17 protein-coding genes are annotated in these 21,429 nt (G+C 70.4%); 11 read left to right on the forward strand and 6 right to left on the reverse strand.

Going from position 1 to position 21,429, the window contains the following annotated elements; translation table 11 throughout:
• The first annotated feature begins 14 nt into the window (after positions 1-14).
• On the forward strand, positions 15-326 hold the full coding sequence (locus tag ERL55_RS05075) for a hypothetical protein (protein WP_129135461.1): 312 nt from the start codon (positions 15-17) through the stop codon (positions 324-326).
• A 13-nt stretch (positions 327-339) separates the two neighbouring features.
• Here the strand turns inward: ERL55_RS05075 and ERL55_RS05080 are convergent, their stop codons facing one another.
• On the reverse strand, positions 340-1,029 hold the full coding sequence (locus ERL55_RS05080) for a hypothetical protein (protein WP_129135462.1): 690 nt from the start codon (positions 1,027-1,029) through the stop codon (positions 340-342).
• A 132-nt stretch (positions 1,030-1,161) separates the two neighbouring features.
• Here ERL55_RS05080 and radA point away from each other — a divergent pair, with 132 nt between their 5' ends.
• Positions 1,162-2,571, forward strand: a complete 1,410-nt coding sequence (gene radA, locus ERL55_RS05085) for a DNA repair protein RadA (RefSeq protein ID WP_129135463.1) — start codon at positions 1,162-1,164, stop codon at positions 2,569-2,571.
• Between the two features lie 14 nt (positions 2,572-2,585).
• Here radA and ccsA read toward each other — a convergent pair whose 3' ends face one another.
• Entirely contained in the window at positions 2,586-3,377 is a 792-nt protein-coding gene (gene ccsA / locus ERL55_RS05090) for a cytochrome c biogenesis protein CcsA (protein ID WP_129135464.1), read from the reverse strand.
• Between the two features lie 115 nt (positions 3,378-3,492).
• Between ccsA and ffh the strand changes: the two genes are divergently transcribed.
• The 9 genes from ffh to ERL55_RS05135 all read left to right on the forward strand — a co-directional run bounded on the left by ffh (position 3,493) and on the right by ERL55_RS05135 (position 9,498).
• The gene (gene ffh / locus ERL55_RS05095; protein ID WP_129135465.1) at positions 3,493-4,860 is read left to right on the forward strand and encodes a signal recognition particle protein; all 1,368 of its coding nucleotides are present in this window, start codon (positions 3,493-3,495) and stop codon (positions 4,858-4,860) included.
• A 43-nt stretch (positions 4,861-4,903) separates the two neighbouring features.
• Positions 4,904-5,731 (forward strand): aminotransferase class IV, encoded by an 828-nt coding sequence (locus ERL55_RS05100; RefSeq protein ID WP_129135466.1) that lies wholly within the window; start codon positions 4,904-4,906, stop codon positions 5,729-5,731.
• Between the two features lie 50 nt (positions 5,732-5,781).
• Positions 5,782-6,042, forward strand: coding sequence for a 30S ribosomal protein S16 (gene rpsP, locus ERL55_RS05105; RefSeq protein ID WP_129135467.1), 261 nt, complete (start codon positions 5,782-5,784; stop codon positions 6,040-6,042).
• A 43-nt stretch (positions 6,043-6,085) separates the two neighbouring features.
• Positions 6,086-6,601, forward strand: coding sequence for a ribosome maturation factor RimM (gene rimM, locus ERL55_RS05110; RefSeq protein WP_129135468.1), 516 nt, complete (start codon positions 6,086-6,088; stop codon positions 6,599-6,601).
• A gap of 105 nt (positions 6,602-6,706) precedes the next feature.
• Entirely contained in the window at positions 6,707-7,483 is a 777-nt protein-coding gene (gene trmD / locus ERL55_RS05115; RefSeq protein ID WP_129135469.1) for a tRNA (guanosine(37)-N1)-methyltransferase TrmD, read from the forward strand.
• A 111-nt stretch (positions 7,484-7,594) separates the two neighbouring features.
• Entirely contained in the window at positions 7,595-8,068 is a 474-nt protein-coding gene (rplS, locus tag ERL55_RS05120; RefSeq protein ID WP_129135470.1) for a 50S ribosomal protein L19, read from the forward strand.
• A gap of 117 nt (positions 8,069-8,185) precedes the next feature.
• Positions 8,186-8,458, forward strand: a complete 273-nt coding sequence (locus ERL55_RS05125) for a hypothetical protein (protein ID WP_129135471.1) — start codon at positions 8,186-8,188, stop codon at positions 8,456-8,458.
• 27 nt (positions 8,459-8,485) lie between these two features.
• The gene (locus ERL55_RS05130; protein ID WP_241685847.1) at positions 8,486-8,914 is read left to right on the forward strand and encodes an RNA-binding S4 domain-containing protein; all 429 of its coding nucleotides are present in this window, start codon (positions 8,486-8,488) and stop codon (positions 8,912-8,914) included.
• A 155-nt stretch (positions 8,915-9,069) separates the two neighbouring features.
• Positions 9,070-9,498 carry a hypothetical protein gene (locus tag ERL55_RS05135; protein ID WP_206733369.1) on the forward strand — a complete coding sequence of 143 codons (429 nt, stop codon included), beginning with the start codon at positions 9,070-9,072 and terminating at the stop codon, positions 9,496-9,498.
• A 216-nt stretch (positions 9,499-9,714) separates the two neighbouring features.
• Here ERL55_RS05135 and mutS read toward each other — a convergent pair whose 3' ends face one another.
• From mutS to ERL55_RS05155, 4 genes are all read right to left on the reverse strand, one after another.
• Positions 9,715-12,273, reverse strand: coding sequence for a DNA mismatch repair protein MutS (mutS, locus tag ERL55_RS05140; protein WP_129137218.1), 2,559 nt, complete (start codon positions 12,271-12,273; stop codon positions 9,715-9,717).
• A gap of 148 nt (positions 12,274-12,421) precedes the next feature.
• Positions 12,422-14,662, reverse strand: coding sequence for a 1,4-alpha-glucan branching protein GlgB (glgB, locus tag ERL55_RS05145; protein ID WP_129135473.1), 2,241 nt, complete (start codon positions 14,660-14,662; stop codon positions 12,422-12,424).
• A complete protein-coding gene (gene treS, locus ERL55_RS05150; RefSeq protein WP_129135474.1) occupies positions 14,655-17,972 on the reverse strand; it encodes a maltose alpha-D-glucosyltransferase in 3,318 nt (1,105 codons plus the stop codon). The genes glgB and treS overlap by 8 nt, the downstream gene beginning before the upstream one ends.
• Positions 17,969-21,205 carry an alpha-1,4-glucan--maltose-1-phosphate maltosyltransferase gene (locus ERL55_RS05155; protein WP_129135475.1) on the reverse strand — a complete coding sequence of 1,079 codons (3,237 nt, stop codon included), beginning with the start codon at positions 21,203-21,205 and terminating at the stop codon, positions 17,969-17,971. Before ERL55_RS05155 ends, treS begins: the two co-directional genes overlap by 4 nt.
• Positions 21,206-21,429 lie beyond the last annotated feature (224 nt).

Here is a 21,429-nt window from a genome sequence, read left to right on the forward strand (position 1 = left end):
CCGGCCGGCGCACCATGGACCACAGCTGCATCGATATCTACATCACCCGCGACGTCGACGGGTACGTGGTCGCCCCGGCGGGCAGCCCGTTGCCGGAGGACGCCATGACTGCGCTGGGCGGGGTGGTGCACGGCTGGATGCAGCAGGTCGGCGAGGCGGCGCGGCTGCCGGGCTGGCGCGGCGTGTGCCGCGATATCGATGCCTGCGGCTACAGCGTGCTGTCGGATGAGGATTTCGTGGCATTGCTGCTGCCGGGTGAACTTGCGCCGCCGCCCACGCCACTGCGCATGCAGCCGGGTGCCGGCGCCGTGGCCGCGGCGGCCTGACGGTCGGATCGGCTCAGGGAGACAGGTCGTAGCGCAGCCGGAAACGCACCGGCGCGGCCGCGTCGTCGTCGGCAGCGCCGATCCGGTACAGCCGCGCCGCCTGGTCGCCGGCCTCGCGCATCAACGCCGCGATTCCTTCGGCCTCGACGGTCTCAACGTCGATCACCCGGCCGTCGGCGCCGAAGGTCAGCGTCCACAGGAAGTGGCCGCGATAGTCCTTGGGTGCGACACCGGCGGGGTAATTGGTGCGCCCCTGCACGAACACCGCGTCGCGGCGATGGAAACCCGCACTGGCGAGGTCGGCCGCGATCTCGACGGGGTCGCGGGCGATCTCGACACCGTCATAGGTCAGCACCACTTCGTGTTCGCCGGCGGACAGGCCATGGCGCGCGGGTTCGAATGGATGGCAGCGCACGATCAGCGCAGACGCGGCCACCGTCTCCTCCACCAGCGTCACCGTAGTCCCATCGCGCTCCGCCAGCAGCCGCACGGTCACATCGGCTTCCGGGAACCTCGAGGATTTCCAGCACAGCTGGTGCGGGCGGTCCGGCTGCAGGATCAGGCCCAGTGCCACCGGTCGCACCTGCGTGGCGGGGTCGCGTGCTTCCCACAGGAACTCGATATGCCCATGCGGCGGCGGACGGCCGGCCGCGGCCCCGGAGAGCGACAGCAGCGCGGACAACAGCAGTGCCCTTGTGTCCATACGGGTTCCATCGTCCGGAGCTCGCCGCGAGCATAGCGGGCCGGGTGCCGCCGCGTGCCTGCGTTGCGCGGGTCTCGCCCTGCGCGACGGGCGCCCGCTACCCTGTCGATCCTTTTCGCGGATCCTCCGGCAATGTCGAAAGCTCCAGCCACGGCCAAGGCCGGTCGCGCGCGTACCGCCTATGTCTGTGCCGAGTGCGGCACCGACCACGGCAAGTGGCAGGGCCAGTGCGCCGGCTGCGGCGCATGGAACACCCTGTCGGAGTTCGTGATCGAGCCTGCAGCAAAGGCGGCGGCCAGCGGTGGCACGACCCGACGCGCCGGCTGGGCCGGTGCGGTCGAGGCGCCGAAGGTCACCGCGCTCAAGGATGTGCGCCATATGGAGGACGCGCGGGTGTCGACCGGTATCGGCGAACTCGACCGCGTGCTCGGGGGCGGCATGGTCGAGGGCGCGGTGGTGCTGGTCGGTGGGGACCCGGGTATCGGCAAGTCCACCCTGTTGTTGCAGGCGGTGGCGCGGATGGCGGCGACGCTGCCGGCGCTGTACGTCACCGGCGAGGAATCGCTGGGCCAGGTGGCCGGGCGCGCAGCCCGCCTGGACCTGCCCCTCGACGGGCTGCAGGCGCTGGCGGAAACCGGCGTGGAAACCATCCTCGAGCACGCCGCGGCCATGCGGCCGAAGCTGATCGTTGCCGACTCGGTGCAGACGCTGTGGACCGAATCGCTGACCGCGGCGCCGGGCTCGGTGAGCCAGGTGCGCGAGTCCGCCGCACGGCTGGTGCGCTATGCCAAGGAGACCGGCACCGCGGTGTTCCTGGTCGGCCACGTCACCAAGGAAGGCGGCATCGCCGGCCCGCGCGTGCTCGAGCACATGGTCGATGCAGTGCTGTATTTCGAGGGCGAGAGCGGCAGCCGCTTCCGCGTGCTGCGCGCGTTCAAGAACCGCTTCGGTGCGGTCAACGAGCTCGGCGTGTTCGCCATGGGCGACAAGGGCCTGAAGGAAGTGCCGAATCCGTCGGCGATCTTCCTGTCGGGCGGCAGCACCCGCCAACCCGGTAGCTGCGTGATGGTGACCCGCGAGGGCACGCGGCCGCTGCTGGTGGAGGTGCAGGCGCTGGTCGACAGCTCGCCGCTGTCCAATCCACGGCGCGTGGCGGTCGGCCTGGAAGGCAACCGGCTGGCGATGCTGCTGGCGGTGCTGCACCGGCACGGTGGGGTGCTGGTCGGCGACCAGGACGTGTTCGTCAACGTGGTGGGCGGCATCCGCGTGCAGGAAACCGCGGCCGACCTGCCGGTGCTGCTGGCGGTGCTGTCGAGCCTGCGCGACACGCCATTGCCGGAGAAGACCATCGCCTTCGGCGAGGTAGGTCTGTCGGGGGAGATCCGCCCGGTGCCCAATGGCGAGGAACGCCTGCGCGAGGCGGCCACCCACGGCTTCCGCCGCGCGATCGTGCCGAAGGCAAATGCGCCGAAGTCGGGATCGGTGAAGGGACTCGAGGTGATCGCCGTCGAACGGCTGGCCGACGCGATCGACGCGCTGTAGCGGTTGCGGCAGGCTCAGCGCGGACGTTGCAGCACCAGTTCCAGCACGAACTTGCTGCCGAAGAACGCCAGCACCAGCAGCACCATCGCGGCCAGCGTCCAGCGCACGGCCGGCGGTCCGCGCCAGCCGTACCGCCAGCGCCCGAACAGCAGCGCGCCGAACACCAGCCACGACAGCACGCTCAGCACCGATTTGTGGATCAGGTGCTGGGCGAAAAAGTCATGCACGAACAGCACCCCGGTCAGCAGGGTGGCGGTCAGCAGCACGAAGCCGACCGTGATGGTGCGGAACAGCAGGGTTTCCAGCTCGGTCAGCGGCGGCAGCGCCCGCAGCCAGCGGTGGAACTCGCGCCGTCGCAACGCGCGTTCCTGCGCCCCCAGCATCAGCGCAAGCAACGCGGCGATGGCGAGCGTGGCATAGGCCAGCAGCGCGAAGCCCGCATGCAGCTGCAGGCGCCAGTCCAGACCTTCCGGATCGTGGTGCCCGGTAAGGGCATAGACCAGAAGTGACGCCGTCGCCAGCGGAAACACCACCACCCCCAATGCCGCCGTGCGGCCGCGGAGCCCGAACAGCAGGGTGGCCACGGCCATGCCGAGACCCACCAGCGACAGCGCCGAGAAGAAGTGCAGGTCGGCGCCGCCCAGGTCGCGCCAGGCCAGCAGGTGTGCGATGCCGTGCAGGATGGTGGCGATCACCGCGGGCGCTGCCCAGGCCGCGCCGGTTGCCGCCGATTCGCGCGCCAGCGTTCGCACCAGCATGCCGGTTGCGACGAGGTAGAGCAGGGCCGCGATGAGAACGATTGTCATCGCGGAAGTGTCGCATACGCACCGGCGCGTCGTACGGTGTTTCCCGGCCTGTTCCGGGGCGTTGCGGAGGTCGCGGGTATAATCTGCGGCCCTCTCTTCCAAGCGCGGAACCTGCATGTTCGAGTCCCTCACCCAGCGCCTGTCCGGCACCATGGAGCGCCTGCGCGGCCGCGGGCGGCTGACCGAGGAGAACATCCGCGAAGCCACCCGCGAGGTACGGATCGCGCTGCTGGAGGCCGACGTCGCCCTGCCGGTGGTGCAGGCCCTGATCGAGCGCATCAAGGTGCGCGCGGTCGGCCAGGAAGTGCTGAAGTCGCTGACGCCCGGCCAGGCACTGATCAAGGTCGTGCGCGACGAACTCACCACGGTGATGGGCGCGCAGGCGACCGAGCTCAACCTCAACGTGCCGGCGCCGGCGGTGATCCTGATGGCCGGCCTGCAGGGCGCGGGCAAGACCACCACGGTCGGCAAGCTTGCGAAGCTGCTGAAGGAAAAGCGCAGGAAGAAGGTGATGGTGGTCAGCGCGGACGTCTACCGCCCGGCCGCGATCGAGCAGCTGAAGACCCTGGCCGACCAGGTGGGGGTGACGTTCTTCCCGTCCGATGCCTCGCAGCAACCGGTCGACATCGTGCGTGCGGCGATCGACGACGCCCGCAGGTCCTATGTCGACGTGCTGCTGGTCGATACCGCCGGCCGCCTCGCCATCGACGAGGCGATGATGGCCGAGATCAAGGCGCTGCATGCCGCGGTCAACCCGGTCGAAACGCTGTTCGTCGTCGACTCCATGACCGGCCAGGACGCCGCGACCACCGCCAAGGCGTTCTCCGAAGCGCTGCCGCTGACCGGCGTGGTGCTGACCAAGACCGACGGCGACGCCCGCGGCGGTGCCGCGCTCTCGGTGCGCTACATCACCGGGCGGCCGATCAAGTTCATCGGCACCGGCGAGAAGACCGACGGCCTCGACGTCTTCCACCCGGACCGCGTCGCCAGCCGCATCCTCGACATGGGCGATGTGCTGTCGCTGGTCGAGCAGGTCGAGAGCCAGGTCGACAAGGACAAGGCGCAGAAGCTTGCCGAGAAGGTCGCCAAGGGCAAGAAGTTCGACCTCAACGACATGCGCGACCAGCTCGAGCAGATGCAGGGCATGGGCGGCATCCACGGCCTGATGGACAAGTTGCCGGGCATGGGCCAGATCCCGGACACCGTCAAGAACCAGGTCACCGGCAAGGAAGTGCCGCGGATGATCGCGATCATCAACTCGATGACCAGGAAGGAGCGTCGCAACCCGGCGCTGCTCAACGGCTCGCGCCGCGCCCGCATCGCGGCCGGCTCCGGCACCCATCCTTCCGACGTCAACAAGCTGATCAAGCAGTACCAGCAGATGGAGAAGATGATGTCGAAGATGGCCCGCGGCGGGATGAAGGGGATGATGCGCGGGCTGCAGGGCATGATGGGCGGGCGCGGCGGGATGCCGTTCCGCTGAGTCGCGGCGGCATCCGCTCCATGCTCCGGACCGGGCGGATGCCATGCTGATCTTCCGCAACGGCCACCCGGCCACCGCGGCCGATCTCGCGCATCCGGCACTGGTCAACGATGGCCACTTCACCACGATGCAGGTCCGTGGTGGCGCGGTGCAGGGGCTGGAGCTGCATCTGCAGCGTCTCGCCGACGCGCACCGCACACTGTTCTCGCGGGATCTGGATACCGCGCGCGTCCGCGCCGACTGCGCTGCCGCAATCACGGCCAGTGGACTCGCCGATGCCACGTTGCGGGTGACGATCCACCCGGGCGGCTCCCACCTCGACGCCTCCGGCCCGGTCGTGCTGGTATCCCTCGCCGCGCCGGCGCTCCCGGGTGCCGACGGCCTGCGGCTGAAGTCCTTCGTATACGTGCGCGAGCTACCCGGGGTGAAGCACGTCGGCACGTTCCCGCTGCTGCACTACCGCCGCCTCGCGTGCGTGGCCGGGTGCGACGATGCGCTGTTCGTGACGGCGGGAGGCCTTGTGTGCGAGGGGTCGTTCTGGAACCTCGCGCTGTGGGACGGCCGGATGGTGATCTGGCCCGATGGCCCCGCCCTGCGCGGAACCCGCGAGCAGCTGCTCCAGCGCGAATTCCGCCGGGCCGGGGTCGCCCAGCAGGTCCGTGCGGTGGCGCTGGACGAGCTGCCGGGACTGGCCGGCATCTGCTGCAACTCTCGCGGCGTGCAGCCACTGGCGTCGGTCGATGGCCGCAAACTGAGCGATCCGGCCGCGCTGCTGGCACTGGCCGCCGCCGCGGACGTCCGGATCCTCTGGGACCCTCTGGACACGAAGGAGGGTGGGGCCCCTACCGTCGCCGGAACGGCTTCGCTATAATTTCCGGCTTACCGCGCCATCCTGGCGACTGGGCAACACCGAGAAACTCCATGGTCAAGATCCGTCTCACCCGCGGCGGCGCCAAGAAGCGCCCGTTCTACCACATCATCGTCACCGACTCGCGCAGCGCCCGCGACGGCCGCAACATCGAACGCGTGGGTTACTACAACCCGGTGGCACAGGGTGCCGAACAGCGTGTCGTGCTCGACACCGCCCGCGTCGACCATTGGGTCAAGCAGGGTGCGCAGATGACCGACAAGGTCCGCGCGCTGTACAAGGAAGCGGGCAAGGCCCAGCCGGCCGCTGCCTGAAGCTGACGGCCGCGCCCCGGGCGCGGCCTTTTTCGTACGAACGATGACCGATCCCACCCGTCGCATCCTGCTGGGCAGGATCCACGGCGCCTTCGGCGTGCGTGGCGAGCTGCGCGTGGAATCGTTCACCGATCCCGAGACCGAGCTCTTCCGCTACCAGCCCTGGACCCTGCGTGATGCGCAGGGCCGCGAGCGGGTGGTGGAAGGTGCGCGTGGCCGTCCCGGCCCGAAGGGCGTGGTCGCCACGTTGCCCGGCGTCGAGGATCGCGAGGGTGCCGACGCCATGCGCGGCACCGAGATCTGGGTGCCGCGCAGCGCGCTGCCGCCGCCCAGCGCGGACGAGTTCTACTGGGTCGACCTCGAGGGCATGCGCGTGCGCAATGTCGAGGGCGTCGATTTCGGCACGGTGGCATTCGTGTTCTCCACCGGCGCCAACGACGTGCTGGTGGTGCGCGACGATGCCCGCGAGCGAATGGTTCCGTTCGTGCGGCCGGATTACGTCATCGGGATCGACATGGACGCCGGCACCATCCTGGTCGACTGGGATCCGGACTTCTGATCGGAGGCTGCAGCCCCTCGGCTGCTTCGAGCCGCATCGCCTGCGGCGCCCCGGACCGCCTTGGTATCGTGCGCGGTCTGCAATCCGGCCCCGGGCCCGCCATCCATGCGCATCGATGTGATCAGCCTGTTTCCCGAGTTCGTCGATGCCTGTGCGGGTTTCGGCGTGGTCGGCCGTGCACGCGAGCGCGGGCTGCTGTCGATGCACGGCTGGAACCCGCGCGATTACGCCGAGGGCAACTACCGCCGCGTCGATGACCGCCCCTTCGGCGGTGGGCCGGGCATGGTGATGCTGGTCGATCCGCTGCGTGCGGCGATCGCCGCCGCGCGCGACGCCGACCCGCAGCCCGCGCATGTCGTCTACATGAGCCCGCAGGGCAGGCTGCTCGACCAGGCGCGGGTGCGCGAACTGGCCGCGCTGCCGCGGATGATCCTGCTGTGCGGACGCTACGAGGGCGTGGACGAGCGGCTGATCGCCGCCGAGATCGACGAGGAGCTGTCGATCGGCGACTACGTGCTGTCGGGCGGCGAACTGCCGGCGGCGGTGCTGGTGGACGCGGTGGCGCGCCTGCGCGAAGGGGTGCTCAACGACGCCGAGTCGGCCGTCCAGGACAGCTTCGAGCCGGACCCCACGATCGAGGGCGGCGTGCTGCTCGATTGCCCGCACTACACCCGCCCGCCGCAGCATGCGCTGGGCGACGTGCCCGGGGTGCTGATGGGCGGCAACCACGCCGCGATCGCCCGCTGGCGCCGGATGCAGGCGCTCGGCCGCACCGTGGAACGCCGCCCGGACCTGCTCGACGAGACCAGGCTGTCGGCTGCCGACCGGCGCCTGCTGGCGGAGTACCGTGCCCGGGTCGCGGCGGGTGAACCGGACGCCTGAGCGGCGCTGGCATCGCCCGCCCGCATCCGGTTACAATGCCCGGCTAGTTTTACCCGCCAGAGCGTGCGTCCACGTGCACCACGCCTACAACGACTCCAACAGGCCAAGAACATGACCACCAAGCCCTCCCTGAACACCCTGCTGCAGGACTTCGAGAAAGACCAGGCGCAGCGCACCCTTCCCGAATTCGGCCCCGGCGACACCGTCGTCGTCAACGTCAAGGTCAAGGAAGGCAACCGTGAGCGCGTGCAGGCCTACGAGGGCGTGGTCATCGGCATCAAGAACGCCGGCCTCAATTCGGCGTTCACCGTGCGCAAGATCTCCCACGGCTTCGGCGTGGAGCGCGTGTTCCAGTCGCACAGCCCGTCGATCGAATCGCTGGAAGTGAAGCGCCGCGGCAAGGTCCGCGCCGGCAAGCTGTACTACCTGCGTGGCCTGGAAGGCAAGAAGGCGCGCATCAGGGAAGACCTGTCCGCGGGCGCCAAGGCCAAGAATGCCAAGGCCGCCGCCGACCTCGCCGCAGCCGCACAGGCTGCGGAAGCTGCCAAGGCGGAAGCCGCAGCAGCTGCAGCCGCCACCGAGTAAACCGGTCCGGCAAGCGCGCACGACGGCCACCTCCGGGTGGCCGTTTGCGTTTGCGGCGATGACGCGGCGCCCATTCCCCGGGCATAGAATCGTTGCCGGGTTTCTGCGGAGAGGATCATGTCCACCACTGCCGTTCGCACGGGCCTGGCCGTGCCGGTCATCCTGCTGCTGGCCGCCTGCACGGCGAACACCGCGCGGCTGGCCGATGGCCACGTCCGCGCCACCGACCTTCGAGAGTGCGCGGCGGTGCGGGCAGGCGAGGCCGAGCGCCTCGCCGATGGCTCCATCTCGATGGAGGACCACCGCCGCTGCGAAACCGGCGCCACCTGGTCGACGCGTCGCGAGACCGTCCCGGCCCCGGACTTCCGTCGGCCCGTCAGCGACCCCTGACCTCCGCCCCGCTGGAGCCCGTGACCGATGATGACCCGAGCCAGCGCCGCGCCCGCAGTGGCGGATGCCCAGACCAGCGTGCGGCTGGACCTGTGGCTGTGGGCGGCGCGCTTTTTCAAGACCCGCAGCGTCGCCCGCCAGGCGGTGGAGAACGGCAAGGTCGCCATCGGCGGCGAACGGCCCAAGCCTTCGCGCGCGGTCCGCGTGGGCGACGCCTTGCGCATCGAGCGTGGCGAGGAAGCGTTCGAGATCGAGGTCATGGGGCTGTCGGATAGCCGCGGCCCGGCCAGCGTCGCGCGGCTGCTGTACAGCGAGTCCGAGGCCTCGCGCCAGGCCCGCGAGGCCCGCCTCGCCGAGCTGCGTGCACAGCGCGCCGGCTACAGCGCGCCGGAAACCCGGCCCGACAAGCGGGCGCGCCGGCTGATCCGCGCGCTGGGCGATATCGACGCCAGCTGAGCGTGCTGTGGCCAGCGTCGGTCACGGGGTTCCGCGCCGGCGGCGTGCCGCACTGTCGGCATGTCCCGTGCGCGACCCGGCGCATATGGCAGTGCCCCTGAACCGCCCTGTCCGGGTTCAGTCCCCGGCGATGTGCACGGGCGTAGGCTGCAGACATGTCCGCGTCCATCCATACCTCCCGAGCCCTGCACCGAGTCGCAGCCACCCTGTTTCTGGGCGTTACCGCCTGGTCGTCAGCGGGCGCCCAGGTACGTGCACCCGAGCCGATGCCCCGCCAGGTCGAGGGCACCCGGCTGCAGACGCCGCCGCCGCCGCCCGCCCATGTGCGCCCGGCGCTGACCGATCCGCGGGTGCGGCAAGCACAGGATCGGCTGGATACCCGCCGCCGCGTGATCGAGTCCGACCGCCAGCACGAGCAGCGGCTGCAGACGCTCGGTGCCACACCGCAGGCGAGGGAGACCGAGCTGGCGGCGTCCCGGCTGCGCGAAGCCGATGCACGCCGGGATGCGGCGTTGCTGCGCGAACGCGAGGCGGCGGTACGCGAAGCGCGTGCCCGCGAGCTGGTGGATCCACCACGCCGGTAAGTCGCTGCGACAGGGCGTCGGTCCCTCCAGCATCCTCCAGCGTCCGGGGTTGCCGGGATCGACGGCACATCAATGGTCCGACAGCTCTGCAATGGCGCCAGACGACCGCGCGCCGAAGAAGGCCCATGCGTCAGCCGGCTACGCGCCGTAGCCGCCGTAGCCGCATTCCCGGAAGTCGCCCGGCTTTACCAACACTGCCCCGGCCCCAAGCGGGTGTCACACCAATGACTTCAGCCGGTACAGCGCCTCCAGCGCCTGCTTCGGCGTGAGCTCGTCCGGGTCCAGCGCCGTCAGTGCATCGAGCGCCGCGGACGGCGCTGCCGAGAACAGCCCGAACTGCCGCGGCGCGTCCAGCGCCGGTGGCGACATCGCTGCCGACTGGCTCTCGCCACTGCGCTGCTCGAGTTCCGCCAGTCGCCGCCTGGCCTGCTGCAGCGTGGCCCTGGGCAACCCGGCCAGCGCGGCCACCTGCAGGCCGAAACTGCGGTTGGCGGCGCCTTCCTTGACCGCATGCATGAACACCAGGCTGTCGCCGTGCTCGACCGCATCCAGGTGCACGTTGGCGATGCCGCTGCCGGCTTCGCCGGCCAGCGTGGTGAGCTCGAAATAATGGGTCGCGAACAGCACGTAGCTGCGGTTGACGTCCGCCAGGTGCCGCGCCACCGCATCGGCCAGCGCCAGCCCGTCGTAGGTGGAGGTGCCGCGGCCGATCTCGTCCATCAGCACCAGCGACTGCGCGGTGGCGTGGTGGAGGATGTAGCTGGTCTCGCTCATCTCGACCATGAAGGTCGACTGCCCGCGCGCGAGGTCGTCGCCGGCGCCGATGCGGGTAAGGATGCGGTCGATCGGGCCGATCACCGCGCGCGTCGCCGGCACGAAGCTGCCGATATGCGCCAGCAGCACGATCAGCGCGTTCTGGCGCATGTAGGTGCTCTTGCCGCCCATGTTGGGGCCGGTGATCACCAGCATGCGGCGGTCGGGGTCGAGCACCAGGTCGTTGGGCTCGAACGGTTCGTCGCGCACCGCCTCCACCACCGGGTGGCGTCCGCGCTCGATCTTCAGGCACGGCGCGGATTCGAGTTCCGGGCGTGACCAGTCCAGCGCCTGCGCGCGCTCGGCGAAACAGGCCAGCACGTCGAGTTCCGCGAGCGCGCCGGCGCACTGCCGCAGCGGTTCCAGGCGCGCGTTGAGGGCATCCAGCAACTGCTCGTACAGCAGCCGTTCGCGGGCCAGTGCGCGTTCGCGCGCCGACAGCACCTTGTCCTCGAAGGCCTTCAGTTCCTCGGTGATGTAGCGCTCGGCGTTGGTCAGCGTCTGCCGCCGCGTGTAGTGCACCGGCGCCTTCGCCGCCTGCGCCTTGCTGATCTCGATGTAGTAGCCGTGCACGCGGTTGTAGCCGAGCTTCAGCGTGGGGATCCCGCTGGCCTCGCGCTCACGCGCCTCGAGGTCGACCAGGAAACCGTCGGCATTGGCCGACAGTGCGCGCAGCTCGTCGAGTTCGGCGTCGTAGCCGTCGGCGAACACGCCGCCATCGCGCGCGAGGACCGGCGGCTGCTCGACCACCGCGCTCGACAGCAGATGCGCCTCGGCATCGTGTTCGCCCATCGCCGCAGCCAGCGCCTGCAGCCGAGGCGAGTCGAGGGCCGCCAGCAGGCCGCGCAGCCCCGGCAACATCGCCAGGCCATCGCGCAGCGTGGACAGGTCGCGCGGTCGCGCCGAGCGCAGCGCGATGCGTGACAGGATGCGTTCCAGGTCACCCAGTGCGCGGAAGCGCTCGCGGATGTCGGTGTCGGCGCCGCGCGTGATCAGGGTGTCGACCGCATGCAGGCGCTGGTCGAGCACGCCGCGGTCGCGCAGCGGCCGATGCAGCCAGCGCCTGAGCAGGCGCCCGCCCATCGGCGTCACCGACGTGTCCAGCACGCCCAGCAGGGTATGCCGCGCGTCGCCGTCGACACGGCTGTCGAGTTCGAGGTGGCGACGGGTCGCGGCATTCATCGCGATCGCGCCGTCACTGGTCTCGACCGCGATCGAGGTCAGGTGCGGCAGCCGCTGCTTCTGGGTCTCCTCGACATAACCCAGCAGCGCGCCCGCGGCGGCAGTGGCCAGCGGCCGGTCTTCCATGCCGAAGCCGGTGAGGTCATGCAGGCCGAAGAAGCGCAGCAGCTGGCGACGCCCGCTGTCGGCATCGAACAGCCACGGCGCTCGGCGGCGCAGGCCACGGCGTTCGGCGAGGAACGCGGGCCAGCCGTCCTCGTCGGGCACCAGCAGCTCGGCCGGGTCCAGGCGTGCAAGCTCGGCTTCCAGCTGGTCGTCGTTGGCGACCTCGTTGACCAGGAAGCGGCCACCGGCGAGATCCGCCCAGGCCAGCCCGTAGCCGCTGCCTCTGGATGAAGTGCCGCCGCGCGACAGGGCCAGCAGCAGGGTGTCGCGGCGCTCGTCGAGCAGGGCCTCGTCGGTGACCGTGCCCGGAGTGACGATGCGCACCACCTTGCGCTCGACCAGCCCCTTGGCCTGTGCCGGATCACCGATTTGCTCGCAGATCGCCACCGACTCGCCCAGCGCCACCAGCCGTGCCAGGTACCCCTCGGCCGAGTGATGCGGCACGCCGGCCATCGGGATCGGCGCGCCGCCGGAGCTGCCGCGCTGGGTCAGGGTGATGTCGAGCAGGCGCGCGGCCTTGCGCGCGTCGTCATAGAACAGTTCGTAGAAATCGCCCATCCGGAAGAACAGCAGCACGTCGGGGTGCTCGGCCTTGGCGGCGAAGAACTGCCGCATCAGGGGCGTGTGCTGGGTCGGGGCGGCCTCGGCAGGCGCGGTGTGTTCGCTCAACTCGACAGGTTCCAACAGGACAGACAGGCGCGTGGCGCCGTCGTCCAGTGTATCGCGCGCGCCGGGGCCGACGGACGGCGCCGGCGCGGGGCGCTCAGTCCTGCCGGTCGCCCGGGGTGAAGAACAGCGCGGACAGCGGTGGCAGCGCAACCGACAGCCGGAACGGCTGCCCGTGCGCGGGCTGCGCCTCGGCGTGCACGCCACCCAGGTTGCCCGCACCGGAGCCGCCGTACGTGGCGGCGTCGGTGTTGAGCAGCTCGCGCCAGTAGCCGCCCGCAGGCACGCCGACCGTGTATGCGGCGTGGCGCAACGGGGTCAGGTTCAACACCACGAGGACCGGCGCGTCGTCGCCATGGCCGCGGCGCAGGAAGGCGAAGACGCTGTTCGCTGCATCGTCGCCCACGAGCCACTCGAAGCCGCCCGGGTCGGCATCGCGTGCATGCAGTGCGGGCCTCGACGCGTGCAGGCTGTTGAGGTCGCGCACCAGTTGCTGCACGCCGCGGTGCGGGGGCTCGTCGAGCAGGTGCCAGTCGACCTGGCCATCGTGGTTCCACTCGCGGTCCTGGGCGATCTCGCAGCCCATGAACAGCAGCTTCTTGCCCGGGTGCGCCCACATGAAGGCGAGGTAGGCGCGCAGGTTGGCGAGCTTCTGCCAGCGGTCGCCGGGCATCTTGCCCAGCAGCGAACCCTTGCCGTGCACCACCTCGTCGTGCGACACCGGCAGCACGAAACGCTCCGAATAGGCGTAGACCATCCCGAACGTCATCCTGTCGTGGTGGTAGCGCCGATACAGCGGATCCTCGGCCATGTAGGTCAGGGTGTCGTGCATCCAGCCCATGTTCCACTTGTGGCTGAAACCCAGGCCGCCCTGCGACACCGGCGCGCTCACGCCGGGCCAGGCGGTGGACTCCTCGGCGATCACCAGCGCGCCCGGACACTGCGCGGCCACCACCTCGTTGAGGCGGCGCAGGAAGGCCACGCTCTCGTAGTTTTCGCGGCCGCCGTGGACGTTGGGGATCCACTCGCCGGGCTCGCGGCTGTAGTCGCGATAGAGCATCGACGCCACCGCGTCCACGCGCAGGCCGTCGACGTGGTAGCGCTGCAGCCACTCCAGCGCGCTGGCGATCAGGAAGCCGCTGACCTCGTTGCGGCCGTGGTTGTAGATCAGCGTGTTCCAGTCCTTGTGAAAGCCCTCGCGCGGGTCGGCGTGCTCGTACAGCGCAGTGCCGTCGAAGCGGGCGAGGCCGTGGGCGTCGGAGGGGAAGTGCGCCGGCACCCAGTCCAGCAGCACGCCGATGCCTTCGCGGTGGCAACGGTCGACGAAGCGCGCGAAACCCTCTGGCGCGCCGTGGCGGCCGGTGGGGGTGAACAGCCCGAGCGGCTGGTAGCCCCAGGAGCCGCCGAACGGGTGCTCGGTGATCGGCAGCAGTTCGACGTGAGTGAAGCCCATCGACGCCACGTAAGGCACCAGGCGGTCGGCCAGCGCATCCCAGTCGAGCGCGCCGCCATCGTCGCCATGCATCCACGAGGCCGCGTGCACCTCGTAGATGCTCATCGGCGAGGCGAAGGGGTCGCGCTGTGCGCGCTCGGCCATCCAGTCGTCGTCGGACCAGCTGAAGACATCGGCGGCAGGCACGACCGAGGCCGTGAGCGGCGGCGCCTCGCTGGCGCGCGCGACCGGATCCGCCTTAAGCGGCAGCAGGGTGCCGTCGGCTGCCAGCAGCTGGTACTTGTAGCGCGCCCCGGGGCCGACGCCGGGAATGAAGATCTCCCAGATGCCGGCGTCCGGCCGCAGGCGCATACCGTGTCGCCGCCCGTCCCAGCCGTTGAAATCGCCGACCACGGCCACGCGTGCGGCATTCGGTGCCCATACGGCAAAGCGCACGCCGTCCACGCCGTCGATCCGCGCGACGTGCGACCCGAGCGCGTCGCCAAGGCGGAGATGGCGACCTTCGGCGATGAGGTGGAGGTCGAGATCACCGAGGATCGGCCCGAATGCGTAGGGGTCCGCGGTGCGCTGCTCGCTGCCATCCGGCCAGCGCAGTAACAACTCGTACTTGCCCGTGTGCGCGATCTCGGCCTCGAACAGGCCGGGGGCCTGCGGGTGCGGGTGCAGCGTCACCGGTTGCGCGCCGGCATCGCCGGACGCGAGCACCTGGACCTCCGCCGCACCCGGCATCCAGACGCGCACGATGCGCCGGCCGCCGACATCGTGCGGGCCAAGGATCGCGAACGGATCGCCGTGGCGCGATTCCACCAGCGCCCGCAGCGCCTCCGCCGTCAGACCGTCGTCGTCCACGGACGCGCCCGGGGTGGGGATGCCGGCGTCAGTCATGGCCATCCTCCAGTAGTTCGTCGAGCAGCGTGGCCAGGCCGCGGACCGGCACGTCGATCCACGCGGGGCGGTTGGCGGCCTCGTAGGCGATCTCGTAGGCGCCCTTCTCGATCAGGAACAGCGCCAGCAGCGGGCCCACCGCGTCGGGCTGCGCCCACGGCCTGGCGGTCTCCTGCAGCACCTTGAGGTAGGCGGCACGGAAGTGCCCGCCGGAGCGCTGGCGGAAGGCGGCCAGGAACTCCGCCGAGCGTTCGTCGACCGCGGGCGCGACACCCTCCTCGCCGCGCTCCAGCATGGCCGCTGCATAGTCGAGCGAGCGCAGGAAGCCGGCCACGTCACGCAGGGGGCTGGTCCTGGCGCGTCGTTCCTCCGGTGGTCGCGCAGGCTCGCCCTCGAAGTCGATCAGGTAGGCATCGTCCTGCACGACGAGGATCTGGCCGAGGTGGAAATCGCCATGCACGCGGGTGAGCAGCGCACCGGGCGCGGCATTTGCGAGGCGTCGCAACAGCGGTTCCAGGCGCGGGCGCAGCGACATCAGGTGCTGCTGGGCCGGCGAGGGTGATTCCACGCCGCCCAGCGCCCTGAACGCGCGCTCCAGCTGGGTGCGAGCACTCTCGACCCAGTCGGTGATCTGCGCGTCACCGGCGTCCTCCGGCGCGAACGCCGGGTCATCGCTCGGCAGCGCCAGCGCCTGGTGCAGCTCGCCCAGCCGGCGCCCGACCGCCGTGGCGAAGGCGTCGTAGCCGCACAGCAGTTCCTCGTGCCGGTCCTCGTCGGGCGGGGTCAGGCGGAACTCGTCGAAGGTGCGGTGCAGATAGTCGAGCGTCCACCGCCAGGCGTCGCCCTGGTTCTGCAGGAAGCCCTGCAGCACCATAAGCGTCGACGGCACGCCCTGGTCGTCCACGCGCACGACCTCGCCCAGCAGCGGCGCGATGTTGCCGTAGCCCAGAGTGGTGAGGTGCCGGCCCATCTCGGTCTCGGGGTTGATGCCCGGGGTGATCCGGCGCACCAGTTTCAGCACCGCGGTGTTGCCGATGACCAGCGAGCTGTTGGACTGCTCGGCCGACAGCCAGCGCACCGGCTGCTCGCCGTCGATGCCGATGCGGGCGATCCAGTCGGTGGCCTCGAAGCGGATCTCGCCGTCGGGCGTCTGCAGGCGGGTACCTGCCTTCATAGCCGTCACCACCGCGCTTGCCAGCGTGGGCGCGGCGAAGGCATCGGTCAGGAAGCCGACGTTGCGGCCGCGCCTCACCCGCGTCAGCGCGAGCTGTTGCGGCAGCGCCGGCAGGTCCTCGGCCTCCCAGGCGATGCCCAGCGGCAGCAGGTAGCGCTCGTGGCGGCTGCCGTCGGGGCCGAGGGCGACGTCCACTTCCGTCATCAGCAGGTCGCCTTCGCCGCCTTCGAGTGGCTGTGCGTAGGCGATGCGCACCGAGTCGATGCCCTGGTCCTTGGCCGCGAACCAGCGCCGGTTGCACAGGTAGACCGGCAGCACCTTGTGCTCGAGCAGTTCGCGCGGGCGCTCAAGCCCTTCCTCGACCAGCGTGCCGCGCAGCACCAGGGTCTCGAACTCCGGCATCGCCTGCACCGGCGGGACGTGCCAGTCCGGCATGGCGCCGTCGGTGACCAGCTGGAAGGCATAGAAGCCGTAGGCGGGCAGGGTGAGCAGATAGGAGAACTCGTGGCCGATCGGCGGGAACGAGGTGCCGCCGACGATCTCCACCGGGATGCGGCCGTCGTACATCGTCAGGTCCAGTTCCACCGCCTGCAGCGTGCGCGACAGGTTGGCCACGCACAGCACGAGTTCGTCCTCGAACTCGCGCAGGTAGGCGAGGATCTTGCGGTTGCCGGGGTACAGAAAGGTCAGCGTGCCGCGGCCGAAGGCGCGGTAGCGGTTGCGCACCTCCAGCATGCGTCGGGTCCAGTTGAGCAGGGAGTGCAGGTCGCGCTGCTGGGATTCGACGTTGATGGTCTGGAAGCCGTACAGCGGATCCATCAGCGGCGGCAGCACCAGCCGCGCGGGATCGGCGCGCGAGAAGCCGCCATTACGGTCGATCGACCACTGCATCGGCGTGCGCACGCCGTCGCGGTCGCCGAGGTGGATGTTGTCGCCCATGCCGATCTCGTCGCCGTAGTACAACACCGGCGTCCCGGGCATGGTCAGCAGCAGCGAGTTCATCAGCTCGATGCGGCGGCGGTCGCGCTCGAGCAGCGGTGCAAGCCGGCGGCGGATGCCGAGGTTGATGCGCGCGCGCTGGTCGGCGGCGTAGGTCTGCCACAGGTAGTCGCGCTCGCTGTCGGTGACCATCTCCAGCGTGAGCTCGTCGTGGTTGCGCAGGAAGATCGCCCACTGGCAGTTGTCCGGGATGGCCGGGGTCTGGCGCAGGATGTCGCTGATCGGAAAGCGGTCCTCGCGCGCGATCGCCATGTACATGCGCGGCATCAGCGGGAAGTGGAACGCCATGTGGCATTCGTCGCCGTCGCCGAAGTACTGCTGGGTGTCCTCCGGCCACATGTTGGCTTCGGCCAGCAGCAGGCGGTCGGGGTAGTGCGCGTCGACCTCGGCGCGGATCTTCTTCAGGATCGCGTGGGTCTCCGGCAGGTTCTCGTTGCTGGTGCCTTCGCGCTCGATCAGGTACGGCACCGCGTCCAGGCGCAGGCCGTCCACGCCGAGGTCGAGCCAGAAGCGCATCACCCGCAGCACTGCCTCGAGCACCTCCGGGTTGTCGAAGTTGAGGTCGGGCTGGTGCGAATAGAAGCGGTGCCAGTAGTACTGGCCGGCCACCGGGTCCCAGGTCCAGTTCGATTTCTCGGTGTCGCAGAAGATGATGCGGGTGCCGGCCAGCGCATGGTCGCTGTCCGACCACACGTAGAACTCGCGCTCCGGCGAGCCCTTGGGCGCCTGGCGCGCGCGCTGGAACCATTCGTGCTGGTCGGAGGTGTGGTTGATCACCAGCTCGGTGATGATCCGCAGGCCACGCCGGTGCGCCTCGTCGAAGAAGCGGCGCACGTCGTCCATGTCGCCGTAGTCCGGGTGCACGCCGCAGTACTCGGCGATGTCGTAGCCGTCATCGCGTCGCGGTGATGGGTAGAACGGCAGCAGCCACAGGGTGTTGACGCCCAGCCCGGCGATGTAGTCGAGCTTCTGGATCAGGCCGGCGAAGTCGCCGACGCCGTCGTCGTTGGCGTCGAAGAACGACTTCACGTGCAACTGGTAAATCACCGCGTCCTTGAACCACAGCGGGTCGCCGGCGACATGGCCGGAGCGCGGGATCCCGTCGGCCCCGATGTTTGTATTTTCCGTTGCGCTCATGGTGCTGCCTCCGGCGCATGGCCGTCGCTGATGGGGCCCGGGCCGACCCGCCAGATGGCGAACGGCAGGTCGGCGGGGTCGAGCCGCAGGTGCTGGTGCTTGCCCTGCCAGGTGCTGCGCGTGCCGCGCCAGAGGTCTTCGACCTGTACCGACGCGTGGTCCGGCAGGCCCCACTCCCACAGCGGCAGCTCGAAGTCCGCTTCGTGGGCGTTGTACGGGTCGAGGTTGATCGCGACCAGCACCATGTCGTCGCGCGCGCTGCGGCGCTTGCCGAAGTAGAGGATGTTGTCGTTGAAGGCGTTGTAGAACGTGATCCCAAGGTGCGTCTGCAGCGCCGGGTTGAGGCGGCGCAGCAGGTTGAGCCGGGTGATCTCCGCGACGATGTTGCCGGGGCGGTCCCAGTCCCATTGGCGCAGCTGGTACTTCTCGGAATCCAGGTACTCCTCCTTGCCGGGCTTGAGCGGCGTCGCCTCGCAGAGCTCGAAGCCGCTGTACATGCCCCACAGCCCCGACAGGGTTGTGGCCAGCGCGGCGCGGATCAGGTGCCCGGCCCGGCCGGAGTGGTGCAGGAAGACCGGGTTGATGTCGGGGGTGTTGACGAAGAAGTGCGGCCGGAAGAAATCCGCGGGCGGGCCGTCGGCCAGTTCGGTCATGTACTCGATCAGCTCGGCCTTGGTATTGCGCCAGGTGAAGTAGGTGTAGGACTGGGAATAGCCGACCTTGGCCAGCCGGTACATCAGCTTCGGCCGGGTGAAGGCCTCCGACAGGAACACCACGTCCGGGTGGGTGGCGCGGATGTCGCCGATCATCCATTCCCAGAACGGGAACGGCTTGGTGTGCGGGTTGTCGACGCGGAACAGGCGCACGCCCTCGTTCACCCAGAACGCCACCACGTCGCGCAGTGCCTGCCACAGGCCGGGAATCGAACCGCTTGCGTAGAAGTCGACGTTGACGATGTCCTCGTACTTCTTCGGCGGGTTCTCCGCATAGCGGATGCTGCCGTCGGCGCGCCAGGCGAACCAGTCCGGGTGCTCGCGCAGCCAGGGGTGGTCGGGCGAACACTGGATGGCGAAGTCGAGCGCGATTTCGAGGCCCTCCGACGCCGCCGCGGCCACCAGCCGACGGTAGTCGTCCAGCGTGCCGAGTTCCGGATGCACCGCGTCGTGGCCGCCCTCGTCGGCGCCGATGGCATAGGGGCTGCCGGGTTCGCCGGGCTCGGCGGTCACCGAGTTGTTGCGGCCCTTGCGGTTGCGCCGTCCGATCGGATGGATCGGCGGCATGTAGAGCACGTCGAAGCCCATCTCGCGGATCGCCGGCAGGCGCGCGATGACGTCGTCGAAGGTGCCGTGCGGCTGCACGCCGTCGGGACCCGGCACCGCCATCGAGCGCGGGAACAGCTCGTACCAGCTGGAGAAGCCGGCGCCCAGGCGTTCCGAGTCGACAGCGAATGCCGTCGTGCAGCGATTGAGGAAAGGCTTGCGGTCGCAGCGCGCCATCGCCTTCGCGGTGTCCGGCGCCAGCAGGATCGCGCTGCGCGCCTGGGCATCCCCGCTCGCCTCCAGCGCTGCGGCGATGTCGCGCAGCGCGGTGTCTCCGGCGGCCTCGGCGGTGGCGCGCACCAGCTGGACGACCTCGTCGAGGTCGACGGCGGTGAGGTTGCCGGCTGCGAGGCGCTTCTCGAGGTCCATCCGAGCGGTCGCGAACTCGTCGCGCCAGGCCTCGACGGTGAATTCGTGGCGGCCGATGCGGTCGAGGGTGAACTCGCCGCACCAGCGGTCATTGGCCAGGTGCCGCATCGGCACGCGGCGCCACTGGCGCTGGCCGGCGAGTCGCCACAGCACCGCCGCGGCGACACGGTCATGCCCGTCGCAGAGGATGTCGGCCTGGACCGTGACCTGGTCGCCGACGATGCGTTTGACCGGGAAACGGCCGCCGTCCAGCGTCGGCGTCACCGATTCCACCGCCACCCGGGGGCCGGCAGCACCCTTGTCCACGGGCTGGCGGGCGCGCTGCACCGGCGGGTTGGGCGTGATCGCGTAGCTGCGGACTTCGGCCGGTTCGAGGGCAAGGCCGCAGTCCGGTTCGATGCGCGGTGCGCCCGCCGGGTGGCATGCCTCGAAGCTGCCGCCGCAGGCGGTGTTGCGCAACAGCGCGCGCGTGTCGACCATCGCCACGTGCTCGGCATCGGTGTTGACCAGGAGCAGGCGCGCGCCGGGCGCGGGCCCCGGTCCCACGGCCGCCATGGGCTCGACCAGCCAGGCCGCGGCGGCGGAGGTGGTGCCGCCCAGCACCGGCCGCAGGGTGCGCCGTCGCGCGGCTTCCGCGCCGCCGCGATCGGCCAGCAGGTCGTTCGCCTCGCGCAGGGCCGCGTCGGCCTGCATATCGGCGGCGTCAGGCAGGACGGCGAAGAGGCTGTCGCCGCTCTGCGCCGCGAAGGCCAGTGCGCGTGCCCGGGTGGCGGGGGTGGTGGCCGCCAGCTGGAGCGGGTCGTCGACGACCGGGATCACCGCGGGCAGGCGGCCCAGGCGCGCGTCCTCCTCCACATACCAGGTCGAGCGGAAATCCCACCACGCCAGGGACGAAAAGCCGGCGGTGAAGCCGCAGCCGGCGAGGGCGTCGAGCTCGGCCGGGGCCAGGCCCGGGGTCCACAGCCAGAACTCCGGTCCGCGGTCGCCGGCGAGTGCGGCGATCAGGTCGCGCCAGGCCTGTGCCGGGACGCGCTGCGCCCACAGGCAGCGGAACCCGGCGACGCCCGCATCGCGCCAGTCGGCAAGCGTGCCGCGCCACCAGTCCGTGAGCGCGGCCGGGTGGCTGCGGAAGCGGGCGATCGCAGCGCTCGGTGCCGCCGGCGCCTGGCGTGGGTCCGGCGGCGGCCCGTCGCTGCTGCGCCGCGGCCGGAAGCAGTCCGGATGCGCGGCGACCAGGGGCGACGTCGCCTCCACCTCGTCGAGCCGCAGGTCGATGACCAGTTCGAGCCCCGCCTTGCGGGCATCGGCCGCCAGCCGCGCGAGTCCTTCGCGCGCCGTCCCGGTCCAGTTCCAGGCAGCGCCGAGCCGGGACGGATCGCCAAGCCGCGCGGCGAGGACATCGTCCCCGCCAGCGAAGGGCGAGGGAATCACGGCGTGGGAAAAGCCGAGTGCGGCGCATCGCTCGAAGACCGCGGCCATGCCGGCCAGCGGGCTCAGCTGCGACGGAGGGAGGTAGCAGGCGCGAATAGGATGGACACGACTCATGGGGAATCCGTGGAGGGGGCGGAGGACAACAGCCGGCGCGTGGGCCCACTCGACTACAGCCGGCGTCAACGCGGCGCAGTCGTCCGCCCCGCCGCTGGCCGTTGCCCACGTCAGTGCCGCGGCCGCGGCGGCCTTTTGTCGGCATTGCGTTACGCGTACAGTGCCGGCGTAGCCCGGCTCGTCCCCCACCGACCCGGCTTGCCACGATCGTCGCCCCGCGGCGC

The organism is Luteimonas sp. YGD11-2, from assembly GCF_004118975.1.
In the GTDB taxonomy this organism is placed as follows: domain Bacteria; phylum Pseudomonadota; class Gammaproteobacteria; order Xanthomonadales; family Xanthomonadaceae; genus Luteimonas; species Luteimonas muca.